The organism is Adhaeribacter swui (assembly GCF_014217805.1).
Taxonomy (GTDB): Bacteria; Bacteroidota; Bacteroidia; order Cytophagales; family Hymenobacteraceae; genus Adhaeribacter; species Adhaeribacter swui.
The window spans coordinates 4415718-4436039 of the sequence record NZ_CP055156.1; the positions used below are offsets into that span (position 1 = coordinate 4415718).

A 20322-nucleotide genomic window follows, 5' to 3' on the forward strand; every position below is an offset into this window, starting at 1 on the left:
CAGAGTAACCATTTACATTTAACGGGAATTACTCAATTAAAAATGAAATTTAAGGCTAATCAGGCACAAAGCATACATCAGGCGCAAAGAATTATCCGGCATTAGCGGTTAAAGTACCGGAAGTAGCTATTAATCTTCATTTTAAGCACGCCGTAAAAAGCTTCTTTTATAATGCCTTTGCTGATTTTAGAAATGCCTTTGGTGCGGTCGGTAAAAATGATGGGTACTTCTTTTATTTTAAAGCCAAACTTGTACGTTAAAAACTTCATCTCAATCTGGAAGGCGTAGCCAATAAACCGGATTTCGTCAAGGTTGATGGTTTCGAGTACTTTGCGGCGGTAGCATTTAAAACCAGCCGTAGCATCCTGGATGGGCATGCCAGTTACTAAACGCACGTAAGCGCTGGCAAAATAACTCATCAGTACCCGGTTCATGGGCCAGTTTACCACGTTTACCCCTTGTATATACCGGCTGCCAATGGCCAGGTCGTAGCCTTCGCGATGGCAGGCATCGTACAAGCGCGGCAAATCGTTGGGATTGTGCGAAAAATCGGCATCCATTTCAAAAATATAGTCGTAGCCGTTGGCCAAAGCGTATTTAAAACCATGAATGTAGGCCGTACCTAAGCCTAATTTACCCAGGCGCTGCTCTAAAAAAAGACGGTCACGAAATTCTATTTGCAGGCTTTTAACAATGGTGGCGGTGCCATCCGGCGAGTTATCATCTATAATTAAAACGTGGAAAGGTGGGGTAAGCGAAAGTACACTGCGGATAATATCTTCAATATTTTCTTTTTCGTTGTAAGTAGGAATAATAACAAGCGAATTTTTCATGACCTGACAAAGATAGTAAAAACCCCAGGAAACAAGATTTCTCCGATTTGAATATATTTGCCGCCTTAACTTGAAATTTTTAAATTTTTAAAATTCTGTCTGGATCCACCGTAGGAGCTTAAATTAGGATGAAACAAAAAGCTGTTTTTTTAGACCGCGATGGCGTATTAAACGTAGAACGCGGCGACTATACGTATTTGCCCGAAGATTTTATTCTGGAAGAAAAAGTACCGGAAGCCTTAGCTTTATTAAAAGAAAATGGATTTTTGTTAATTGTAGTAACCAACCAGGGCGGTTTGGCCAAAGAATTATTTACCCGGGCGCAAATGCAAGCCTGCCACCAAAAGCTCCAGCAAAATTGCCGGGATATCATCGATGCCATTTACTACGCGCCTTCCCATCCGGCGGTATCGGCTTCGTTGGCGCGCAAACCCGGTTCGTTAATGCTGGAAAAAGCCATCGCTAAATTTAACATTGATCCGTCCAAATCGTGGATGGTGGGCGACCAGTTACGTGACATGCAAGCGGCTGGGAAAGTACACGTAAAAGGAATTTTAGTGGGGCCGCACCCGCCGGAAACGTACCTTCAACAGCGTACTAATTTATGGGATGCTACTCAGTTGATCTTAAGCCATAAATAAAAAAACCGGCTCTGGCCGGTTTTTTTATTTATCTGAAAAAGCATGAAAACGATTAAATTCTATTTTTTTCAATCGTGGTATTAGCCTTTACCATTTGGGAAGCGGGGCTTTTAACGGCATCCTTTTTAGTGTAAGCCGGACAAGGCACAGATCTGCACGAGCTTAACCCTACTAAGCAAACGGCGCCAACAACAAGTAACTTTTTCATATATGATTTTTAGTATCTTTATATAATGCAAAAATACATAAATATTACTGGTATTATAAAATAAACGAACAACTTTTTTTTCTATTGTTTATAGCCTAATATTTTTAACATCGAATCGCTATCCTGCTCATCTGCAAACATTTTAGTTTTCAGGTGGCCGTTCTCGTCGCGATCGATGATAACATGGCGCGGGGCCGGTATTAAACAGTGTTTAATGCCCCCGTAACCACTCAACGACTCCTGGTAAGCGCCGGTATGGAAGAATCCAATGTATAACGGTTCTTTCTCCTCGGAAGTTATAGTGGGTAAAAACACCTGGAACGAGTGCGTCTCGGAATTATAATAATCCTGGCTGTCGCAGGTTAAGCCGCCAATTTGCACCCGCCGGTAACCTTTATTTAAATGGTTAATAGCCAATAAAATATACCGCTGGCTCAAAGCCCATGAATCTGGCAAGTTGGTAATAAACGAGCCATCAATCATGTACCACAATTCTTTGTCGTTCTGTAATTTTAAATCCAGAATGGAATAAATATTGGCGCCGCTCTCACCAACGGTAAAAATACCAAACTCAGTAAAAATATTCGGTTCCGGCACGCCTTCGGCCTGGCAAATACGCTGGATAGTACGCAGAATTTCTTCTACCATGTAGCGGTAGTTGTATTCTGATTGAATGGACGTTTTAATCGGGAAACCGCCGCCAATATCAATGCTGTCCAGTTCCGGGCAAACTTTCTTCAGTTCGCAATACTTATGCACGAACCGGCTTAATTCTGACCAGTAATACGAGGTGTCTTTAATGCCGCTGTTTATAAAATAATGCAGCATTTTTAATTCGAATTTTGGATCGTCTTTAATTTTATTTAAATAAAGATCTACCACATCGTTGTACCGGATGCCCAAACGTGAGGTATAAAATTCAAATTTTGGTTCTTCGTCGGAAGCTACCCGAATACCCAGGCGGCATTTTTCGGTTACGTGCTCTTTGTAATAATCAATTTCCGAAAGGTTATCCAGAATAGGGGTAACATTGTAAAACCCGTCGTTAATTAACTCGGCGATGTAGCTTTTGTATAGTTCGCGTTTAAAGCCGTTGCAAATCACGTAACGGTCTTTGGTTAATTTTCCCTTTTCGTACAAAGCCCGGATAATCGGAATATCGTACGAGGACGAAGTTTCGATGTGAATGTCGTTTTTTAACCCTTCTTCCAGCACAAAAGAAAAGTGCGACGACTTGGTGCAGTAGCAATACGTATAAGTACCTTGGTAATTCAGCTTTTCCATTGATTCGCGGAACAGCTTTTTGGCCTTCTGAATCTGGGAACTGATTTTGGGTAAATAAGTAAGCTTAAGCGGAGTACCGTATTCTTTAATGATTTCGAGCAGCGGAATGCCGTTAAAAATCATTTGATCATCTTCTACGTGAAATTCTTCGGTGGGAAAATCAAAAGTTTGGTTTATTAAATCGATGTATTTATCCATGCTAGGTTTAACTCTCTGCGGGCGATGTAAAATTGTTTGTATTTTACCATCTTTGCAAAAGATTGTTGTGTTATTGTTATGTTAACTAATAAAAACATAAAACTTATTGAGGTACGTTCAGAACTCGGAGCCGGCACGCGGGGAGCGAGCATGGGCATTGATGCGCTGAAAGTGGCCTGCCTGAATAAACAATCAGATTACTTTAAGCGTTTCATTTCTACGGAAGTTGCTAATTTAAATTACGTACTTTTCGACCGCAATTTATTTCCGTTTGCCAAATACATCGATTCTATTTTAACTGTGCAAAAAAGCATTGCCTCTACGGTGCAGCAAACCATGGTGCAAGGTATGTTTCCGTTGGTGCTGGCCGGCGACCACTCAAATGCCGCCGGAACTATTGCGGGCATTAAAGCCGCTAACCGCGATAAAACCCTGGGGGTGGTTTGGATTGATGCGCACGCCGATTGCCATTCGCCATTTACCACGCCATCAGGTAATGTGCACGGCATGCCTTTAGGAATTGCTTTAAACGAAGACAACCTCTGCTGCCAGGTAAATAACCCAGACCTCGAAACCTTGTTTTTCTGGAACGTGCTGAAAAGGGTGGGCGGCGAAGGCCCCAAGTTAAAACACGAACACTTAGTGTACGTAATGGTGCGCTCTACCGAAGAACCGGAAAATACGTTAATGCAGCAACACGGGATTAAAAACTACAAATACGCAGAGTTTAACGAAAAAGGCCCGCAACAAGTAGGGCAGGAGGTGCTGGAGCGTTTAAAAGATTGCGATATCATTTACGTATCTTTCGACGTGGATAGCTTAGATCCAAAATTTTCGCGGGGAACGGGTACGCCGGTAGCTATTGGTTTGTCGGTTACCCAGGCTCAGGAGCTATGTTATACTTTATGCCTCAGTCCTAAAGTATGTTGTTTTGAAATGGTAGAAATTAACCCCATGCTGGATATTAAAAATACCATGGCCAAAAATGCCTTTCGTATTCTGGAACTTGCCACCGAAGCTATTTTAAGCCGGACAGGCTAATTTTTTAAATTCGACTATTTAGATCTTGGTTCTATAAAATTTAAAAAATAGTAATAACAATAATTAAACAGCGCTACCGGCTTAAAACACTAAAAAACGCATGCTCCGGTAGCATTTAAAGAAATATAACCGGGTAAAATAATTTTAACGTTTGTTTTATTTGCCCAAAACTAAACTTTAGTACTCCTGTATGATTGAATTACAACAAGCTATTGCCCAAAGTATCAGCGAAGCCCTTCTGAATTTATATTCCATTACCGTAGAACCAACGGCCATTGCCTTGCAGCCCACCCGCAAAGAATTTGCCGGTACTTTTACTTTTGTAACTTTCCCATATACCAAAACCATCGGCAAAACCCCCGACCTGATAGGAGTAGAGTTAGGCAAATACCTGAAAGAAAATACCGGTGAGGTTTACAGCTACAACGTGGTGAAAGGTTTTTTAAACCTGGAAATAGATGATGCAATTTGGGCCAACGTGTTCCAGCAATTAGCCAACGATCCGGATTTTGGTTACGCTAAAACTAAGAAAAGCAAAGTAGTAGTAGAGTATTCTTCGCCCAACACCAACAAACCTTTGCACCTGGGGCATTTACGCAATAACTTTTTAGGGTACTCCGTAGCCGAAATTTTAAAAGCCAACGGCCACGAGGTAGTAAAAGTAAATCTGGTAAACGACCGGGGCATTCACATCTGCAAATCCATGCTGGCGTACCAATTATTCGGGCACAACGAAACCCCCGAAAGTGCCGGCATTAAAGGCGACCATCTGGCGGGTAAATATTACGTGCTCTTCGATAAAGCGTATAAATCAGAGATTGACGAACTGGTATCGAGTGGCATGGAGGTAGATAAAGCTAAAAAAGAAGCCCCCTTAATGCGGCAAGCGCAGGAAATGTTGCAGCGCTGGGAGCAAGGCGATGCCGCCACCATCCAACTCTGGCAGCAAATGAACGGCTGGGTGTACGCGGGTTTTGATGAAACTTACAAAAACATCGGCGTAGACTTTGATAAATTTTACTACGAATCACAAACGTATTTACTCGGTAAATCAACGGTAGAAGAAGGTTTAGCCAAAGAAGTATTTTTTAAAAAACCGGACGGTTCGGTGTGGGTAAACTTAGCCGACGAAGGTTTAGATGAGAAATTAGTGCTGCGGGCCGATGGAACTTCGGTGTACATTACCCAGGATTTAGGCACTGCCGAGTTAAAGTACCAGGATTTTAACTACGATTCATCCATTTACGTGATTGCCGATGAGCAGAATTACCACATGCAGGTGTTGCAGGCTATTCTTAAAAAATTAGGCAAGCCTTATGCCGGCGGCATTTATCATTTATCATACGGCATGGTAGATTTGCCTTCGGGCAAAATGAAATCGCGGGAAGGAACGGTGGTGGATGCCGATGAACTGGTAGCCGAGATGATAGAAACGGCCCACAAACAAACCGACGAACTAGGCAAGATTGAAGGATTTACCGAAGCCGAAGCGCAGCACTTGTATCATACATTAGCCATGGGAGCGCTCAAGTATTTTCTGCTAAAAGTTGATCCAAAAAAGCGCATGCTGTTTAACCCAGAAGAATCGATCAGCTTTATTGGTAATACGGGGCCTTTTATCCAGTATACCCACGCCCGCATTGCGGCTATTTTGCGTAAAGCCGCCGAGTTAAATATTCCGACTGATTTACAAGCTTATGCCGGTGTAAAATCTTTTCACGAAACAGAACGGGAGGTAATTACCCAATTGGCCGCCTTCCCGAATGTGGTGCAGGAAGCTGCCAATTTATATGCTCCATCGGTAATAGGGCAGTACGCTTATGAGTTAGCCAAAACCTATAACCGCTTTTATACCGAAGTTTCTATTTTTCAGGAAACCGATCCGGCGGCCTTAAGCTTTCGGGTTACTTTATCCAGAATGGTGGCTCAAACCATTAAACGGGCCATGCTGCTATTAGGCATTGAAGTACCGGAGCGCATGTAGGTTAGAGATTTGACACTAGACGTTAGATACTAGACTTAGATTCTTGTTACTGGCGCAAGTATTCAGCGAAGCATTACTGGTGTACGTGAACAAAGGGCGGCAGTCTGCTGACTGCCGTACATGCTAAATTTTTAAAAATTTACATTTTTACGCGCTCCTAAAAAGCAAATTACCGGTAAAATGGTTAAACAAATATGAAATACCTGGGTATACTTCTGTTATTATGGCTGCCATTTGCTTGTCAGCAGTCTACTAAGGCCAAAGAACAATCTACTCCACCCGAAACAACCGTTATGGAAACAACAACAGAACACGTAGAAGGAAACAAACCTTCGGTTTATGATTTTAGATTTAAAACTCTGGATGGTTCAGAAATTAACCTGAACGAGTTTAAAGGCCGCAAAATGCTGCTGGTAAACGTGGCCTCGGAGTGTGGTTTTACGCCGCAGTATAAAGAACTGCAGCAACTTTACGACCAGTACGGCACCAAGGTAGTGGTAATTGGTTTCCCGGCTAACGATTTTGGCGGTCAGGAACCCGGCTCTAATCAGGAAATTGCGGCATTTTGCGAAAAGAACTATGGCGTTACTTTTCCGGTAGTAGAAAAAATTGCAGTAACTGGCCCGGAACAGCATCCTTTGTACAAGTACTTATCCAGCAAATCTTTAAACGGCATAACCGACGAGGCACCTACCTGGAACTTCTGCAAATATTTAATTAACGAAGACGGCAAAGTAGTGCAGTTTTTCTCATCGAAAGTAGCGCCTATGAGCGAAGAAATAATCGCGGCTATTCAAAAATAAAAAATTTTAAAAATTGGCTTCATCTTCTTCCATTCAGTCGCCTGGTAAAGTAAAGGCCTGGGTTTCGGCCTTTCGGCTCCGTACGTTGCCTTTAGCTTTGGCCAGTATCGGCATGGGAAGTTTTCTGGCCGCATCGCAAGGTAAATTTAACTTTACGATTGTGTTTTTATGCGCCCTTACTACCGTACTTCTGCAGGTTTTATCTAACCTGGCCAACGATTACGGCGACTCGCAGCACGGGGCGGATAGCCTGCACCGCGAAGGTCCTTCCCGCGCGGTGCAAGCGGGGCATATTAACGCCACCGAAATGAAAAAGGCTATTTACCTGACGGCTTTTTTAAGTTTAGTATCCGGAGTGCTGCTTTTGTTTTTGGCGCTGGGCACGCACGGCATTTACCTTTTTTTTACTTTTCTGGCTTTGGGCCTGGTGTGCATCTGGGCGGCAGTATCGTATACGGCGGGCAGTAAACCTTACGGCTACGCGGGCTTAGGCGATATTGCCGTGTTTGTGTTTTTTGGTTTAGTCGGGGTCTTAGGTACGTATTTTTTGCAAACCGGCGTGTTAACCGCCGATATGTTTTGGCCAGCGGCCAGCCTGGGTTTTTTTTCCACGGGAGTGCTCAACATAAACAACATCCGCGATATCCGGTCGGATGAACTGGCTGGTAAACGCTCGATACCTGTAAGATTAGGGCCGCAGCGTGCCCGGGTGTATCATTGGTTTTTGTTAGCCGCCGGTTTACTTTCCGGAATTATATACGTGGGTTTAAACTACCATTCGCCGGGGCAATTTTTGTTTTTAATTACCTTACCGCTTTTTTTTAGAATCGGTACCCACGTATACCGCCTGCAACAACCCGCCCAGCTTGACCCTTATTTAAAACAAATGGCTTTAAGCACCATGCTTTTTGTTTTGCTATTTGGCATCGGGCAAATTTTGTGAACTAGTTAAATCTAATAGTTAGAAGTAGTTGCTGCTATACTAGCTTTGCTGTTGTTCTTTGGAGACGGTAACCGGCTCCAAAGAACTTTCCTTACCAACAAGCAAAATTCAGGATAGCTTGTATATAGTATTAGGTATAAGCGATACCTAAACTTAAAATTCTTAGAAATTATAAAAATTAAAAATCCTTGGTTAACCCAATCATTTAAATACAGGTTAGCCAAGGATTTTTAAATTTTTTTGGACTTCAATTACTCTTCGCTTTGTACGGCAGGAGTAGCTTCTGATGCTGGGGTTTCGCCGGTGGATTTATTGCTGCGTTTTTTATTAAACCGCGGTTTGGGCTTATACAATTCTTTTGGTCGGTCCTGTTGGTTTTCAGCCACTGGCTTAGGCCGCGAAGGTTTGGGTTTGTTCGATTTGGGTCTTCTTTCTTTGGGGACCACTGGTTCTGTCAATTTTGCATCCGGCGCAGTTGATTTTTGACCGGGTTTTTTGCGGGATTTATTCCGGGGTTTAGCACGGTCCGTGTCCCGGTGTTTGCTGGGTTCGAATGCGGGGCCCGGGCCAATTTCTTCTGGGTTTTCCAGCTTAGGTAATTCCCGTTCAATTAAACGTTCAATACGCTTAACCCGGATTTGGTCTTTCTCGTTAATAAAAGTTATGGCAGTACCAGTGGTGGAAGCCCGCGCCGTCCGGCCAATCCGGTGAATGTAATCTTCGGCATCCTGGGGCACATCGTAATTTAAAATATGGCTGATATTATCAATATCAATGCCCCGGGACATGATATCCGTGGCCACCAAAATTTGAAATTGCTTGTTCCGGAAGCCTTGCAAAGTAGCTTCGCGTTCGTCCTGAGTGCGGTCGGAGGTAATGCCTTCGGCTTTGTGGCCCATCTTTTGTAAAATCCGCACAATTTCATTTACTGCCGATTTCCGGGACGTAAATATAATCATGCTTTGTACCGTTAAATCTTTCAGCAAATGCTCAAGTAATTTTGGTTTTTGCTTGTCATAAGTCAGGTACATGCGCTGGTCAATGCCTTCAGCGGGTTTAGAAATCGCCAGGTTTATTTCCTTCGGATTTTTCAAAATTTTGCGGGCCAGCTCCCGTATTTTCGGGGGCATAGTGGCTGAAAACATTAAAGTTTGCCGTTTAACCGGTAACTCACTTACTATCCGGAGTAAATCGGGCATAAAACCCATGTCCAGCATTTTATCGGCTTCGTCCAGAACCAGGTAATCCAGTTGGTCAAACTTTACGTAACCCATGTTCATATGCGCAATTAAGCGGCCGGGCGTGGCAATAATAATATCGGCCCCGCTGGTTATAGCATTTTTTTGCTGGTCCCAGCTTTCGCCTTTGTTGCCGCCGTAAATAGCAATGGAAGTAGCCGAAACAAAATATGCAAAACCGGCAATCTGGTCGTCAATCTGCTTAGCCAGTTCGCGGGTGGGCACTAAAATTAATGTGCTGGTATGATTGTGGCCAGCGTGCGATATTTTATCCAGCAGCGGCAATACGTAAGCGGCGGTTTTACCGGTACCGGTTTGGGCGCAGGCAATTAAATCGTGTTGCTCCAGAATTACCGGAATAGCCGCCTGCTGAATAGGTGTCGGCTTCCGGAAGTTCATGGCATCGATACCGGCTAAGAGGTCATCGTGTAATTGGAAAGAATGAAAATCTTGTTCCAAAACAGGTTGATCATCGGGTTGAATATCCATTATAATAAAGTAAATGCTAATACGTAAAAAGTAAAGATACTAAATTAAATAGCTTTAACGGCTTAAATTTAGGATTATAACTAAAGTAACAGCTTAGGGTTGTGAAATTAATATACAAAATAGGGATTAACGAAGAGCTTTTAACCAGAACTTTACATTACTAAGATTATTAAATAATTTGGCAGTAAATCAACGTTTATTTATCAAATATAAGTTAGTAGAAAACGCGAATTTTTAAAAATCTGTTTTACAGCGTATACACCTATACCGGCAACAACCACTTAAACAGCAAACAACTAATAAATAACTCATAACGATTAAAACGGCACATGTCAGGACACAGTAAATGGTCAACGATTAAGCGGAAGAAAGGAGCCCTTGATGCCAAACGCTCCAAAATATTTACTAAAATTATTAAAGAAATATCGGTGGCGGTACGCGAGAGCGGCCCCGATCCGGATGGTAATCCGCGTTTGCGTTTAGCAATCCAAAGTGCAAAAGCTGCCAACATGCCCAAAGAAAACATGGAGCGGGCCATTAAAAAAGGTTCGGGCGCGGATGATGCCCACTACACCGAAATTACGTACGAAGGATACGCCAACCACGGCGTGGCCGTTTATGTAGAGTGTTTAACCGATAATTTAAACCGCACGGTAGCCAGTGTGCGGTCGGCATTTAGTAAAAATGGTGGGGCTTTGGGTACCAACGGTTCTTTGGATTTTCTGTTCGACCGGAAAGGGGTTTTTGTGGTGAAACAAACCCAACCTCCTTTGGATGAAGAAGAATTTACTTTTGAAATGATTGATGCCGGAGCCGAAGAAGTAATTTTTGAAGAAGAATATATTACCATCTATTGCGCCATGGAAGATTTTGGCGCTTTGCAAAAAATGGTAGAAAGCCTGCATCTGGAAGTAGAAACCGCTGAACTGCAGCGCCTACCCAAAACCACTGTTGCCCTGGACGATGAAGCCGCCAAAAAAGTGCTTAAATTGATTGATGTACTCGAAGACGACGACGATGTGCAAAAAGTATATCACAATTTGGAATTAAACCAGGAGCAGATGGCCAATTTAGAAATGTAACCAGTAAAAAATACCAGCTTGCAAAGTTTGGCTGAAATTTTGAAATAATAAACGAGTAAATAATTACCGAATCATTTACTCGAAAAACTTAAATAAGATTACGTGCTATTGCACGAATAAAGCAATAGCTAAATGCATGGAATATGGAAGACAAACTCGAAGTAATATTTGAAGGGCTTAAACAAAAATCAATCACCAAACAAACAATTTACCGGAACACGCAGGTAGTATTTGAAAAATTACGGGTAGCAGCGGCCGAGATTGTGGATATTTTAAGTCAAAAAATCACGGAAGTAGACTCTAATGTAGTAATTGAATACCGCAACATTAACGAATTTGAATTTCAAATTAAGTTTTCCGGCGATCTGCTCATTTTTGTGATGCATTCCAATGTTATAACTTTTCCGGAAGATCATGAACTAATGAGTAACCCCTACGTGGAAGAAGATTTCCGCCGCCGGTTTTTTGGGCACATCATGGCATATAATTTTATGGCCGATTCTATTAAATACAACCGCATGAACGATCCTGGGTACTTGCTGGCCCGCATCCTGATTAACGTAGAAAACCATTATTACCTGGAGGGGGTTAGCGAGCTTGATCTGGAATACTCGGATATTTCTAAAAATGTAATTGATGATAAAGCGCTACGTTTATTTATCGAAAGTGCGATGGTGGCTTCGGTTAATAACGATTTAATAGCCCCAGCCATCGATGATATCAAAAAGATTTCGGTGAAACAAAAAATGGAAAACCAGCAAGTAAGCCGCGGCCAGAAGTTGGGTTTTAGTTTTAGCTACGAAAGCAACAATAACAACTTTCAAGGCTTGTATTAAGTTTGGGCTGGTGCCGCTTTTCCAAGAATAAAAAATTTAAAAAATAGTACTTTGTTGTATTTATTATGTTAAATACAATTTGCATTTAAAAGGCCCACGGTATTATCCGGCGGGCCTTTTAGTTTTAGTCCATTAAATCGTTAATCCATTATATCGGCCAGTTCCAGCCATCGCTCTGATTTTTGATCGAGTAGTTGGTCTATTTGCTTCAGACGGGCTGCGTCTTCGGCAAGTTGCTTATGATCGGCGATGCCGCTGTTCATGCGGATAATAATGGCTTCTTTCTCCGTTTCTAAAGTGGCAATTTCATTTTCTAATTGCTCATACTCTCGTTTTTCGCTGTAACTCGCTTTTCGTTTTGCGCTCGTTGCTGGCTCCGGGGTAGCAGTAGGAGGGGGAGTGGCTGGTTTGGTACTTGGCTTAGCCGCTTCTTTTTCGTTTTCGGCTTGCCACTCGCGGTAATCGGAGTAATTACCCGGAAAATTGCGGATTATGCCTTCTCCTTCAAACACAAACAAATGCTCTACCAATTGGTCCATGAAATAGCGGTCGTGCGATACAATTAACAAACAGCCGCCAAATTGCAGTAAAAAGTCCTCCAGAATATTAAGCGTGATAATATCCAGATCGTTGGTAGGCTCATCCAAAATTAAAAAATTCGGATTTTTGATTAGCACCCGGAGTAATTGCAAGCGGCGCTTTTCGCCCCCGCTTAATTTACCTACCAACGTGTATTGCTGCGCCGGTGGAAACATAAAGTGCTGCAAAAACTGCGACGCGGTAATTACCTCGCCGTTGGCCATTTCTACCACTTCAGCAATTTCTTTTACAATATCAATTACCCGTTGGTCTTCTTTAAACGTGAGTTCGTCTTGGGTGTAATAGCCCACCACCGTCGTTTGCCCTGGGTCTACTTCGCCCGAATCGGGTTTTAATTTGCCGGTTAGCATATTCAGGAACGTGGATTTACCTGCGCCATTCTCGCCAATGATGCCGATGCGGTCTTTTTTCTTAAAAACGTAGGAAAAATTATCAACTATCTTTTTGGCACCAAATGATTTAGAAATCTTTTCAACCTCAATAATTTTTCCGCCTTGCCGGGTTGTTTTTACCGATAACTCCAGTTGAGCCTGGTTTACTTTGCTGCTGGCTTTTTCTTTCAGGTCGTAAAAAGCATCAATGCGCGATTTAGATTTGGTGCCCCGGGCTTTGGGTTGCCGGCGCATCCAATCTAATTCTTTGCGCATTAAATTGCGGGCTTTTTCAATTTCCAGGTCTTGCTGCAATTCCCGCTCAGCTTTTTTCTCAATAAAGTACGCGTAGTTGCCTTTGTAAGAGTAAACTTTGCCTTGGTCCAGCTCCACAATTTCGTTAGCTACTTTATCCAGAAAATACCGGTCGTGAGTTACCATCAGTATGGTTTGCTGCGGCGACGATAGCACATTTTCGAGCCACTCAATGGTATCTAAATCCAGGTGGTTAGTAGGTTCGTCCATAATCAGCAAATCGGGTTCTTCAATAAGTACCCGGGCCATGGCTACCCGTTTTTTCTGGCCACCTGATAAATGGCGGATTTCTTTTTCGAGGTCGTTAATGCCAAATTTACTTAAAATCTGTTTTACCTTGGTTTCGTAGTCCCAGGCGTTCAGTTCTTCCATGCGCTCCATTAAGCGTTGCAGTTCGTCCGGATTGGCGTTTTCCTGAAGTAAAATCCGTTCGTACTGGCTTATGGTTTCAATAATTTCATTCTGGCCCGAAAACAAGGTTTGTTGCACGGTCATGGCCTCGTTAAACTCGGGTTGCTGACCCAGGTAGCCCACCTTAATTTCTTTACGGATGCTCACAGAACCGGAATCAGGAGCTAGTTTGCCGGCCAGTACGTTTAACAAAGTAGTTTTCCCGGACCCGTTTACGCCTACCAGCGCCATACGCTGCCCTTTGCTGATTCCAAAATTTAAATCCCGGAAGAGCCAGCGGTCAGCGAACGTTTTCGATATATTTTCGGCAGATAAGTAATTCATACTGCAAAGGTAGCGGAAAGATTGGAGAAGCCCGCCGTTTAGTTAAGCTGCTTAGGTTTAGCCTGAATTTTTAAAAATTTAACAATAAAAAAGCCGGCATTTGCCGGCTTTCTCCTAAACCAATTAATAATAGATTCTAAATTAACTACGATTGTTATTTAAATCGTTGATTATAGTGCTCCGGGTAGCGTTTGTTACGGTGGCCGGCACGGTACGGGTCATGAGGGAAGCCAGGATGGAGAAAATACCAAAAATTACGTGCGGTTCCCAAACTACTTCATGAAAATTAAAAATCCAGGGTGAGGCCGCTAAAAATAAGCCCACAAACAAATCCATCCGCAAGTGGCTTACCATCGGAATTTTCCGGATTATACCTACTTCAAAGTCGGTCATGATGGTTTGCAATAACACCATAATACCTACAATTACCGGTACCCAGGTTTCTGCTCCGCCGTTGTTAAAATCAAACACCCATGGTGAGGCTATTAAAATGATACCCACCAGATAATCTAAAATCCCGTGGATTCTTGTTGGAATAATACGCATAGTTTTACTTATTTAGTTGGTAGTAAAGAGTAATATTATTTATTTGGGTTTCTATACGGTTGGGTGGAGTAAAGGTTTTTAAAATACAAATAACATGTGGGTAACAAGCTAATTTTAGGTATTTGGTATTAAATTAATTATATAAGTATAAATACGTAAGTAGGTATACTTAATTTAATATTTCTAATAATTTAAGCCTTTCGGCCAACTAGGTGGTTATTCATAAAATTGCCGTAATTTTGTTGCATGAGCCAGCATTTAAAACAACAACCCATTGGGGTATTTGACAGCGGCATTGGCGGACTTACCTTGGCCCAGGCCATTACCCGCTTACTGCCCCACGAAAGATTAATTTATTTTGGCGATACGGCCCACTTGCCCTACGGCGATAAATCTACGGCGGCTATTCAGGCTTATTCCGTTAAAATTTGCAACTTGCTCATTCAGCAGCAGTGTAAAGTTATTTTAATTGCCTGCAATTCTGCTTCGGCGGCCGCTTACGATTTAGTGCGGGAGTACGTGGGCAGTAAAGCTAAAATTTTAAATGTGATCGATCCGGCCGTAGAATATATTGGCCAGCATTACGCTAATAAAACCGTCGGGCTTATTGGTACAAAACAAACGGTAAATTCCAACGTGTACAAAAAGAAGATCGATGCGTTGGAAAAAAACATTACCCTGCAATCTTTAGCTACCCCTTTGCTGGCCACCATGATTGAAGAAGGATTTTTCAATAATAACATTAGTGAAAGCGTTATAGCAAAGTATCTATCGGACCCAGAGCTCGACAACATCGAAGCGTTAATACTAGGTTGTACGCACTACCCATTAATTAAAAACCAGATTAATGAGTTTTATCAGGGGCGCGTAGATATTGTGGATGCATCGACGCTCGTGGCCGAACACGTAAAGCAATTTTTAATTGCCAACGATTTAACCGCCGAAAAATTAGTTAAAGAGCACGCGTTTTACGTATCTGATTTTACCCGATCCTTCGAAGAATCTACCCGGATTTTCTTTGAACGGAAAGTAAATCTGGAACACTACCCGTTGTGGGAGTAAGGGGTTACAGGTTGCAGGTTACAAGTTTAAGGTTGAAAGGTGGACGTGTTGGAAAGTTTAAGGGTATACTTTGGGTTATTCTTAATTATACCTAGACCGGCATTCCAAATTTTAAAAATTTAAAAATCTGTGGTCTATGGACCATGGACTAGGGACTAAATAAATGAAGAAAAGATATCATATCATTGGCGATTTAAAACGCAACATGCTTATTCTGGCGGCGGCGAGCAGTCTGGGTTTAGCGAGTTGTAGTTCGGGCAGCAATTCGCAGCAGGATACGGCTACCAGCGACTGGTCAACGGGTACCAGCACTTTAAGCCAAGGCGTAATTACCGAAATGACCGAAACCAGCCCGGATAATTGGAAAATAACCGACGAAAAACCAGCCGGAGCTGGTCAAGTAGCCGCCATTTTAAAGCATTACGATGGCAAAGTAGATACTTTAACCGGCGAGCCGCTGCAACGCGCCATGAACGAATATGCCTCGGTGCACCCGAATAATACCAACCGCTTTGGCATGATGGATGTGCTCATGTGGAGCGGCATCGGGTACATGGCCGGCCGCATGATGTCGCCGAACCCGGCCTATTATGCTAATTCTTCTATCTTAAACCGGACCAGTGGTTGGCGGAATAACATTTACCAGCAACGGCAGCAAAGTGGGGGCCGGGGTGGTTATTACGGCAGCGGCACTTACCGGAGCCGGAGTGCTACTCAAGCACCGCAGGGCCGTTCGGGCTATTTTTCCGGCCGCCGCAGTGGTTTTTCCTCTTAAATCTTCCGGTCTAATCTTTTAGAAATTGCCAGCTAATCAAAATTTTAAAAATTTGAGTTTTCTGGCAACTTCCGCTGTTCTGGACGTACATTTAGCTTTTAATACACTTTGGCAAACTTAGAGAAATTCGCTTCTTTTAATGGGAGTAAAAATACCCGCGTGCAAGTAATAAAACACCACGGCAATGTAAATGCGGTGCTGCAAGGTTTAGGCTGGAACTGGGTAACCGAGGAAGGCTGCGCAAATTATTTGCCCGACGAAGCAGTTCTTTTGCCCGAAAAAGAGGCGGATGCTTTATTAAATGCCGCTACTCAGCTATACGACCTGATGGTGGCCGCCGTGCCCGACGATTTACCCGCTGATTTCTTGCAAATATTAGATATTCCGGAAAACCTGTGGCCCATAATCCGGCAGTCCTGGAACGATGACCGGCACTGGCATTTATATGGCCGGTTTGATTTGGTGCAAACTCCTGAAGGGCCCAAGCTTTTAGAATTTAATGCCGATACCGCTACTTCTATTCCGGAAACCGCCGTGGTGCAATGGGCTAGTTTGGCAGCGGCGGGTAAAAACGAGGCGGCCCAAGCCTCGGGCTTGTACGAAGCCTTGGTGGAGCAACTAGCCAACTGGCGTTCCCGGAACGACGACTTAGCCCCGAATTTAGTATTAACCTACATTGGCGAAAGCACCGAAGACCGTACCAACTGCGAAGTTATTGCCCAGGCGGCCCGCGAAGCCGGCTTCGAAGCCTTCTTATTTCCGATTGATGAATTAACTTTTTCTACCGAGGGAGCAGACCGGGGCGTTTGGGGCGAAGTGGGGAAGGATGAATGGCTTGAGTTTCCGTTTGTATTTAAATTACTGCCCTGGGAGCAGATTGCTTGGGAAGAACCGGAACTCGCCGAGGACTTAGCCAGTCTGATGCTTACCCGCAATGTGGTGGTAGCTAATCCGCCGTATACCTTAATCTGGCAAAGCAAAGGTTTTCTGGCCTGGCTCTGGAAAGCCTACCCGCATCACCCGCTTTTACTAGAAACAGCCTTAGAGCCTATTCCGGGCAAATACATTCGTAAGCCTTTTTTCGGTCGCGAAGGGCAAAACGTGCAGGTAGTAGATCAAAAAATTGTGGACGAAAAAGAAGGGGAGTACGCCAATCAAAAGTTTGTTTACCAAGCCTGGGTAGATTTACCCCAAGACGACCAAGGTAATTTGTACCAGGCCGGCGTATTTTGGGCTGGCGAAGGTTGCGCCATTGGCCTGCGCCGGGAAAAAGGCATTATCACGAACTTGTCGCAGTTTTTGCCGCACCTGTTGGATATAAATCGGTAATTATGAAAAAACTTCGGGGCCAAAGAAGATATTACCGCAATCTTCAAAAATTAAAAAATTTTAAAAATAACGCCTTGGATCTTTCCGGTAATTCAAATTCCTGGTTTGACCTTTGGCACATTCATTTTGATTGGAAAGGATTAGGAAATAAAAGCTGGAAAAAGAGAAAGCCGCATTTAGATAGCTTAATTAAACATTTTAACAGTTTTGAAGAAAGTTTAAATAGTTATCCCAAGCCATTTCACTTATTCGCCATTATTCATGATTATGATAGTTCGGATGATGCTGTTTATATTCACACGTCAAACCCTAATCAGAATAACTTTCCATTAAGCGTGGAAGCAGCAACTGTCTCAAATTTAAAAAATCACCATTTGCAAAATTACCTGGATAGTTTATCCAGTTTCGAAAAAATATATTGCCAAAGTTTAGAAGAAAATTATTGTATTGTCTTCAAAAATAATATTGGGCAAGAATTTAACTTAAAGCTTACTTAGCATATTTCTTCATTCCTTTTCAATAAATTTTTAAATTTCTATTTTTTCGGATAAATCAAATAGAAATTTAAAAATTTAGCTTTTACTAACTTTTACAAATAAGTAAACGGACTGGTAGAAGCTATGTGGGTGATATTAACACCAGGTAATTTAGGTTGTAACCATTTGGCGGCGTATTCCATGCCGGCTTCTTCGCTTACGGCGTGGCTTAATACCAGTAAAGAAGTTTTCTGGCCCATCAGTAAACCGTCTCGTACACGTTCAACCGTTTCCCACTCGCGGGTTTCGCCGCTCAAGATTAAATCGGGTTTCATTTCCTGAATCGCGGCAATTTGCCGGCGGCTATCCATGTAGCCAAAAGCCAGGTAAACGGTAGTACATTTCTGGTTTAAATTACCCACCACCCGCACACTAGCAATACCCAATTTGTTTTTGGCCAGCGTAGCAATATTTTTTAAAGCAAGCGGCTGCGGTAAAGTAAGTAACCGCGGATTGTTTGCATCGTAATATTTATCCCAGCCCAGTTTGGTCAGATTACCCATAATAATGCCGTCGGGTTTGTGGGCATGCCAGTAGTCATGAAAGCGCCAAACGGCAATGTTATGTTTGTTTAGTAAATCTACTTTGTACCGGTAGGCATCATCTTGTTTTAACCAATCGGTTTCGTCTTGGTTATTGTAAAACGGGGTTTCGTGGGCAATAATAAAATTCGCGCCGGCTTTAGCCGTTTTCTCAATTACCTCAATGGTCGGGAACATGGTAGTAACAATGCCTTTCACTTCCTGTTCCATACTGCCCGACCGCAACTGATCCACAGTGGAGGCAAAAGGCGCATTAGGTATTTCTTTCAAAATTGTATTAATAACCTGCTTTACCGTAACTGTTTTTTGAACAGGATTTATCTGGCGAGCGAAACTTTGTCCCGCGGCGGTTAGAAGCACCGTTGTACCCGCTAATTTTGTAACTGAAGTTAAAAATTTTCTTCTGCCGTAATCGGCAGCATGGTTGCTGTTTTTCATAAAAATTTAAAAATTTTTCTTCCGGTTTTATCAGGTCGCAAGTTTATAGTTTAAACACCAGCGCTAAGTAAATAGGGCTACAATTCAGATGTTTATATTCCGGACTACTTTTTACTTTCTGGATTAATCCATCAATTTACCGCCGAGGTATTCTTAACTTATAAATATATAGTATCTAACTTGTTCTTGATACTACCGGTAGTAGATTTTTAAAATTCAGGAAGTGCCGGAATAAATAAGTGAAGCAGTGGGTTCTTTTTTTAATTTTAAAGCTAAAGTTTCATAAGTTTACGCGATTTTAAACTAAACCTGTGACCAATCTGGCAGAAAAGTATTTGGTTTTATATCGACTAAAACTTTTGTCTGCTATTCAGGTAGGATTAATATGGTGGCACTGCTTGTATGCCTTGTTGTTATTTTGGGGGTGGTAATTGCGCTGGCCTACGCCGAGCGTAAAGTAGCGGCTTTTATCCAGGATCGCCTCGGGCCTACCGAAGTTGGTCCGTATGGCATGTTTCAGGCCATTATTGATGTAGTAAAACTGCTGCAAAAAGAAGATATTATACCCACCGTTGCCGATAAAAATTTATTCCGGCTAGCACCAATAATCATTTTTGCTGCAGTTTTAGCTGGATTTGCCGTGGTACCCGTTTCGCCAGATTTAATTGCTTCCGGGGCCGAAGTGGGTATTTTCTTTTTGTTATCGATTGTGTCGCTGGATGTAATTGGCCTGCTGATGGCCGGTTGGGGTTCTAATAACAAGTACGCCGTATTAGGAGCGATGCGCTCGGTGGGGCAAATTGTTTCGTACGAAATTCCGGCCGGACTCGCCATTTTAAGTGCCATTATGATTTGCCAGTCTTTAAATCTGCAGGAAATCAGCTTTCAGCAGGGTATCTTGTTAAACCAGTTTGCCGGATTAGAGAACGAGAAAAATTACCTTTTCGGCTTAAAAGCTTTACAAATAGATGTGACCCAGGTAGGCGGCATAACCACCTGGAACATTGTGCGTATGCCGTTTTTAATGGTGAGTTTTATTGTGTACTACATTGCTTCTTTAGCCGAATGTAACCGGGCGCCGTTTGATATTCCGGAAGCTGAATCGGAATTAGTGGCGGGTTTTCACGTGGAGTACTCGGGTTTTCGGTTTGCTGCTTTGTTTTTAGCGGAGTACACCATGATGGTGCTGGTTTGCCTGGTAGCTACCATTTTGTTTTTAGGTAGCTGGAATACTCCTTTACCTAATCTGGGCCCACTCAAGCTAGCCACCTGGACAACCAGCACACCCGGAACAATTGTGGCCAACCTTTGGGGCTTTTTCTGGTTAATGAGTAAAGTAAGCATTTTATTGCTTTCCCAGATTTGGTTACGCTGGACTTACCCCCGCATGCGCGTGGACCAATTAATGCAGTTGTGCTGGAAAATTTTAATTCCGGTTAGTTTAGGGATGGTTTTATTGGCGGGTATCTGGCGGTTGTTGATGATTTAATTAC

At 42.8% G+C, this 20322-nt stretch carries 18 protein-coding genes; 12 read left to right on the plus strand and 6 right to left on the minus strand.

The window, feature by feature from the left end:
* Positions 1–101: 101 nt before the first annotated feature.
* Entirely contained in the window at positions 102–833 is a 732-nt protein-coding gene (locus HUW51_RS18495; RefSeq protein ID WP_185271116.1) for a polyprenol monophosphomannose synthase, read from the minus strand.
* A 128-nt stretch (positions 834–961) separates the two neighbouring features.
* On the opposite strand from HUW51_RS18495, the gene HUW51_RS18500 reads away from it, so the two are divergent.
* Entirely contained in the window at positions 962–1474 is a 513-nt protein-coding gene (locus HUW51_RS18500; protein ID WP_185271117.1) for a D-glycero-alpha-D-manno-heptose-1,7-bisphosphate 7-phosphatase, read from the plus strand.
* 289 nt (positions 1475–1763) lie between these two features.
* Here HUW51_RS18500 and HUW51_RS18505 read toward each other — a convergent pair whose 3' ends face one another.
* Positions 1764–3164 (minus strand): type III PLP-dependent enzyme domain-containing protein, encoded by a 1401-nt coding sequence (locus HUW51_RS18505; RefSeq protein ID WP_185271118.1) that lies wholly within the window; start codon positions 3162–3164, stop codon positions 1764–1766.
* Positions 3165–3242: 78 nt separating this feature from the next.
* Between HUW51_RS18505 and HUW51_RS18510 the strand changes: the two genes are divergently transcribed.
* From HUW51_RS18510 to HUW51_RS18525, 4 genes are all read left to right on the plus strand, one after another.
* Positions 3243–4205 carry an arginase gene (locus tag HUW51_RS18510; RefSeq protein WP_185271119.1) on the plus strand — a complete coding sequence of 321 codons (963 nt, stop codon included), beginning with the start codon at positions 3243–3245 and terminating at the stop codon, positions 4203–4205.
* Positions 4206–4398: 193 nt separating this feature from the next.
* A complete protein-coding gene (gene argS, locus HUW51_RS18515; RefSeq protein ID WP_394353962.1) occupies positions 4399–6189 on the plus strand; it encodes an arginine--tRNA ligase in 1791 nt (596 codons plus the stop codon).
* 194 nt (positions 6190–6383) lie between these two features.
* A complete protein-coding gene (locus HUW51_RS18520) occupies positions 6384–6992 on the plus strand; it encodes a glutathione peroxidase (RefSeq protein WP_185271121.1) in 609 nt (202 codons plus the stop codon).
* A gap of 13 nt (positions 6993–7005) precedes the next feature.
* Positions 7006–7935: a 1,4-dihydroxy-2-naphthoate polyprenyltransferase gene (locus tag HUW51_RS18525; protein ID WP_185271122.1), complete on the plus strand. Its 930-nt coding sequence runs from the start codon at positions 7006–7008 to the stop codon at positions 7933–7935.
* Between the two features lie 251 nt (positions 7936–8186).
* Here HUW51_RS18525 and HUW51_RS18530 read toward each other — a convergent pair whose 3' ends face one another.
* Entirely contained in the window at positions 8187–9662 is a 1476-nt protein-coding gene (locus tag HUW51_RS18530) for a DEAD/DEAH box helicase (RefSeq protein ID WP_394353939.1), read from the minus strand.
* 329 nt (positions 9663–9991) lie between these two features.
* Here HUW51_RS18530 and HUW51_RS18535 point away from each other — a divergent pair, with 329 nt between their 5' ends.
* Together HUW51_RS18535 and HUW51_RS18540 are read left to right on the plus strand one after the other, a co-directional pair.
* Positions 9992–10744, plus strand: coding sequence for a YebC/PmpR family DNA-binding transcriptional regulator (locus HUW51_RS18535; RefSeq protein WP_185271123.1), 753 nt, complete (start codon positions 9992–9994; stop codon positions 10742–10744).
* A 143-nt stretch (positions 10745–10887) separates the two neighbouring features.
* Positions 10888–11580 carry a hypothetical protein gene (locus HUW51_RS18540; RefSeq protein ID WP_185271124.1) on the plus strand — a complete coding sequence of 231 codons (693 nt, stop codon included), beginning with the start codon at positions 10888–10890 and terminating at the stop codon, positions 11578–11580.
* A 140-nt stretch (positions 11581–11720) separates the two neighbouring features.
* Here HUW51_RS18540 and HUW51_RS18545 read toward each other — a convergent pair whose 3' ends face one another.
* A complete protein-coding gene (locus HUW51_RS18545) occupies positions 11721–13601 on the minus strand; it encodes an ABC-F family ATP-binding cassette domain-containing protein (RefSeq protein WP_185271125.1) in 1881 nt (626 codons plus the stop codon).
* A 141-nt stretch (positions 13602–13742) separates the two neighbouring features.
* The gene (locus HUW51_RS18550; RefSeq protein ID WP_185271126.1) at positions 13743–14147 is read right to left on the minus strand and encodes an SPW repeat protein; all 405 of its coding nucleotides are present in this window, start codon (positions 14145–14147) and stop codon (positions 13743–13745) included.
* Between the two features lie 246 nt (positions 14148–14393).
* Between HUW51_RS18550 and murI the strand changes: the two genes are divergently transcribed.
* From murI to HUW51_RS18570, 4 genes are all read left to right on the plus strand, one after another.
* Positions 14394–15209 carry a glutamate racemase gene (gene murI / locus HUW51_RS18555; RefSeq protein ID WP_185271127.1) on the plus strand — a complete coding sequence of 272 codons (816 nt, stop codon included), beginning with the start codon at positions 14394–14396 and terminating at the stop codon, positions 15207–15209.
* A gap of 163 nt (positions 15210–15372) precedes the next feature.
* A complete protein-coding gene (locus HUW51_RS18560) occupies positions 15373–15984 on the plus strand; it encodes a hypothetical protein (protein ID WP_185271128.1) in 612 nt (203 codons plus the stop codon).
* A gap of 108 nt (positions 15985–16092) precedes the next feature.
* Positions 16093–17313: a glutathionylspermidine synthase family protein gene (locus HUW51_RS18565; RefSeq protein ID WP_185271129.1), complete on the plus strand. Its 1221-nt coding sequence runs from the start codon at positions 16093–16095 to the stop codon at positions 17311–17313.
* Positions 17314–17315: 2 nt separating this feature from the next.
* Positions 17316–17810: a hypothetical protein gene (locus HUW51_RS18570; protein WP_185271130.1), complete on the plus strand. Its 495-nt coding sequence runs from the start codon at positions 17316–17318 to the stop codon at positions 17808–17810.
* Positions 17811–17902: 92 nt separating this feature from the next.
* On the opposite strand, the gene HUW51_RS18575 is transcribed toward HUW51_RS18570, so the two are convergent.
* The gene (locus tag HUW51_RS18575) at positions 17903–18829 is read right to left on the minus strand and encodes a Nif3-like dinuclear metal center hexameric protein (RefSeq protein ID WP_185271131.1); all 927 of its coding nucleotides are present in this window, start codon (positions 18827–18829) and stop codon (positions 17903–17905) included.
* 385 nt (positions 18830–19214) lie between these two features.
* Between HUW51_RS18575 and HUW51_RS18580 the strand changes: the two genes are divergently transcribed.
* Positions 19215–20318, plus strand: a complete 1104-nt coding sequence (locus tag HUW51_RS18580) for a complex I subunit 1/NuoH family protein (RefSeq protein ID WP_185271132.1) — start codon at positions 19215–19217, stop codon at positions 20316–20318.
* Positions 20319–20322 lie beyond the last annotated feature (4 nt).

Bases quoted from the DNA above. Each gene is read 5' to 3' on its own strand.
- HUW51_RS18495 (WP_185271116.1), bottom strand. From the start codon at position 833: ATGAAAAATTCGCTTGTTATTATTCCTACTTACAACGAAAAAGAAAAT.
- HUW51_RS18500 (WP_185271117.1), top strand. From the start codon at position 962: ATGAAACAAAAAGCTGTTTTTTTAGACCGCGATGGCGTATTAAACGTA.
- HUW51_RS18505 (WP_185271118.1), bottom strand. From the start codon at position 3,164: ATGGATAAATACATCGATTTAATAAACCAAACTTTTGATTTTCCCACC.
- HUW51_RS18510 (WP_185271119.1), top strand. From the start codon at position 3,243: ATGTTAACTAATAAAAACATAAAACTTATTGAGGTACGTTCAGAACTC.
- HUW51_RS18520 (WP_185271121.1), top strand. From the start codon at position 6,384: ATGAAATACCTGGGTATACTTCTGTTATTATGGCTGCCATTTGCTTGT.
- HUW51_RS18530 (WP_394353939.1), bottom strand. From the start codon at position 9,662: ATGGATATTCAACCCGATGATCAACCTGTTTTGGAACAAGATTTTCAT.
- HUW51_RS18535 (WP_185271123.1), top strand. From the start codon at position 9,992: ATGTCAGGACACAGTAAATGGTCAACGATTAAGCGGAAGAAAGGAGCC.
- HUW51_RS18540 (WP_185271124.1), top strand. From the start codon at position 10,888: ATGGAAGACAAACTCGAAGTAATATTTGAAGGGCTTAAACAAAAATCA.
- HUW51_RS18545 (WP_185271125.1), bottom strand. From the start codon at position 13,601: ATGAATTACTTATCTGCCGAAAATATATCGAAAACGTTCGCTGACCGC.
- HUW51_RS18550 (WP_185271126.1), bottom strand. From the start codon at position 14,147: ATGCGTATTATTCCAACAAGAATCCACGGGATTTTAGATTATCTGGTG.
- murI (WP_185271127.1), top strand. From the start codon at position 14,394: ATGAGCCAGCATTTAAAACAACAACCCATTGGGGTATTTGACAGCGGC.
- HUW51_RS18560 (WP_185271128.1), top strand. From the start codon at position 15,373: ATGAAGAAAAGATATCATATCATTGGCGATTTAAAACGCAACATGCTT.
- HUW51_RS18570 (WP_185271130.1), top strand. From the start codon at position 17,316: ATGAAAAAACTTCGGGGCCAAAGAAGATATTACCGCAATCTTCAAAAA.
- HUW51_RS18575 (WP_185271131.1), bottom strand. From the start codon at position 18,829: ATGAAAAACAGCAACCATGCTGCCGATTACGGCAGAAGAAAATTTTTA.
- HUW51_RS18580 (WP_185271132.1), top strand. From the start codon at position 19,215: ATGGTGGCACTGCTTGTATGCCTTGTTGTTATTTTGGGGGTGGTAATT.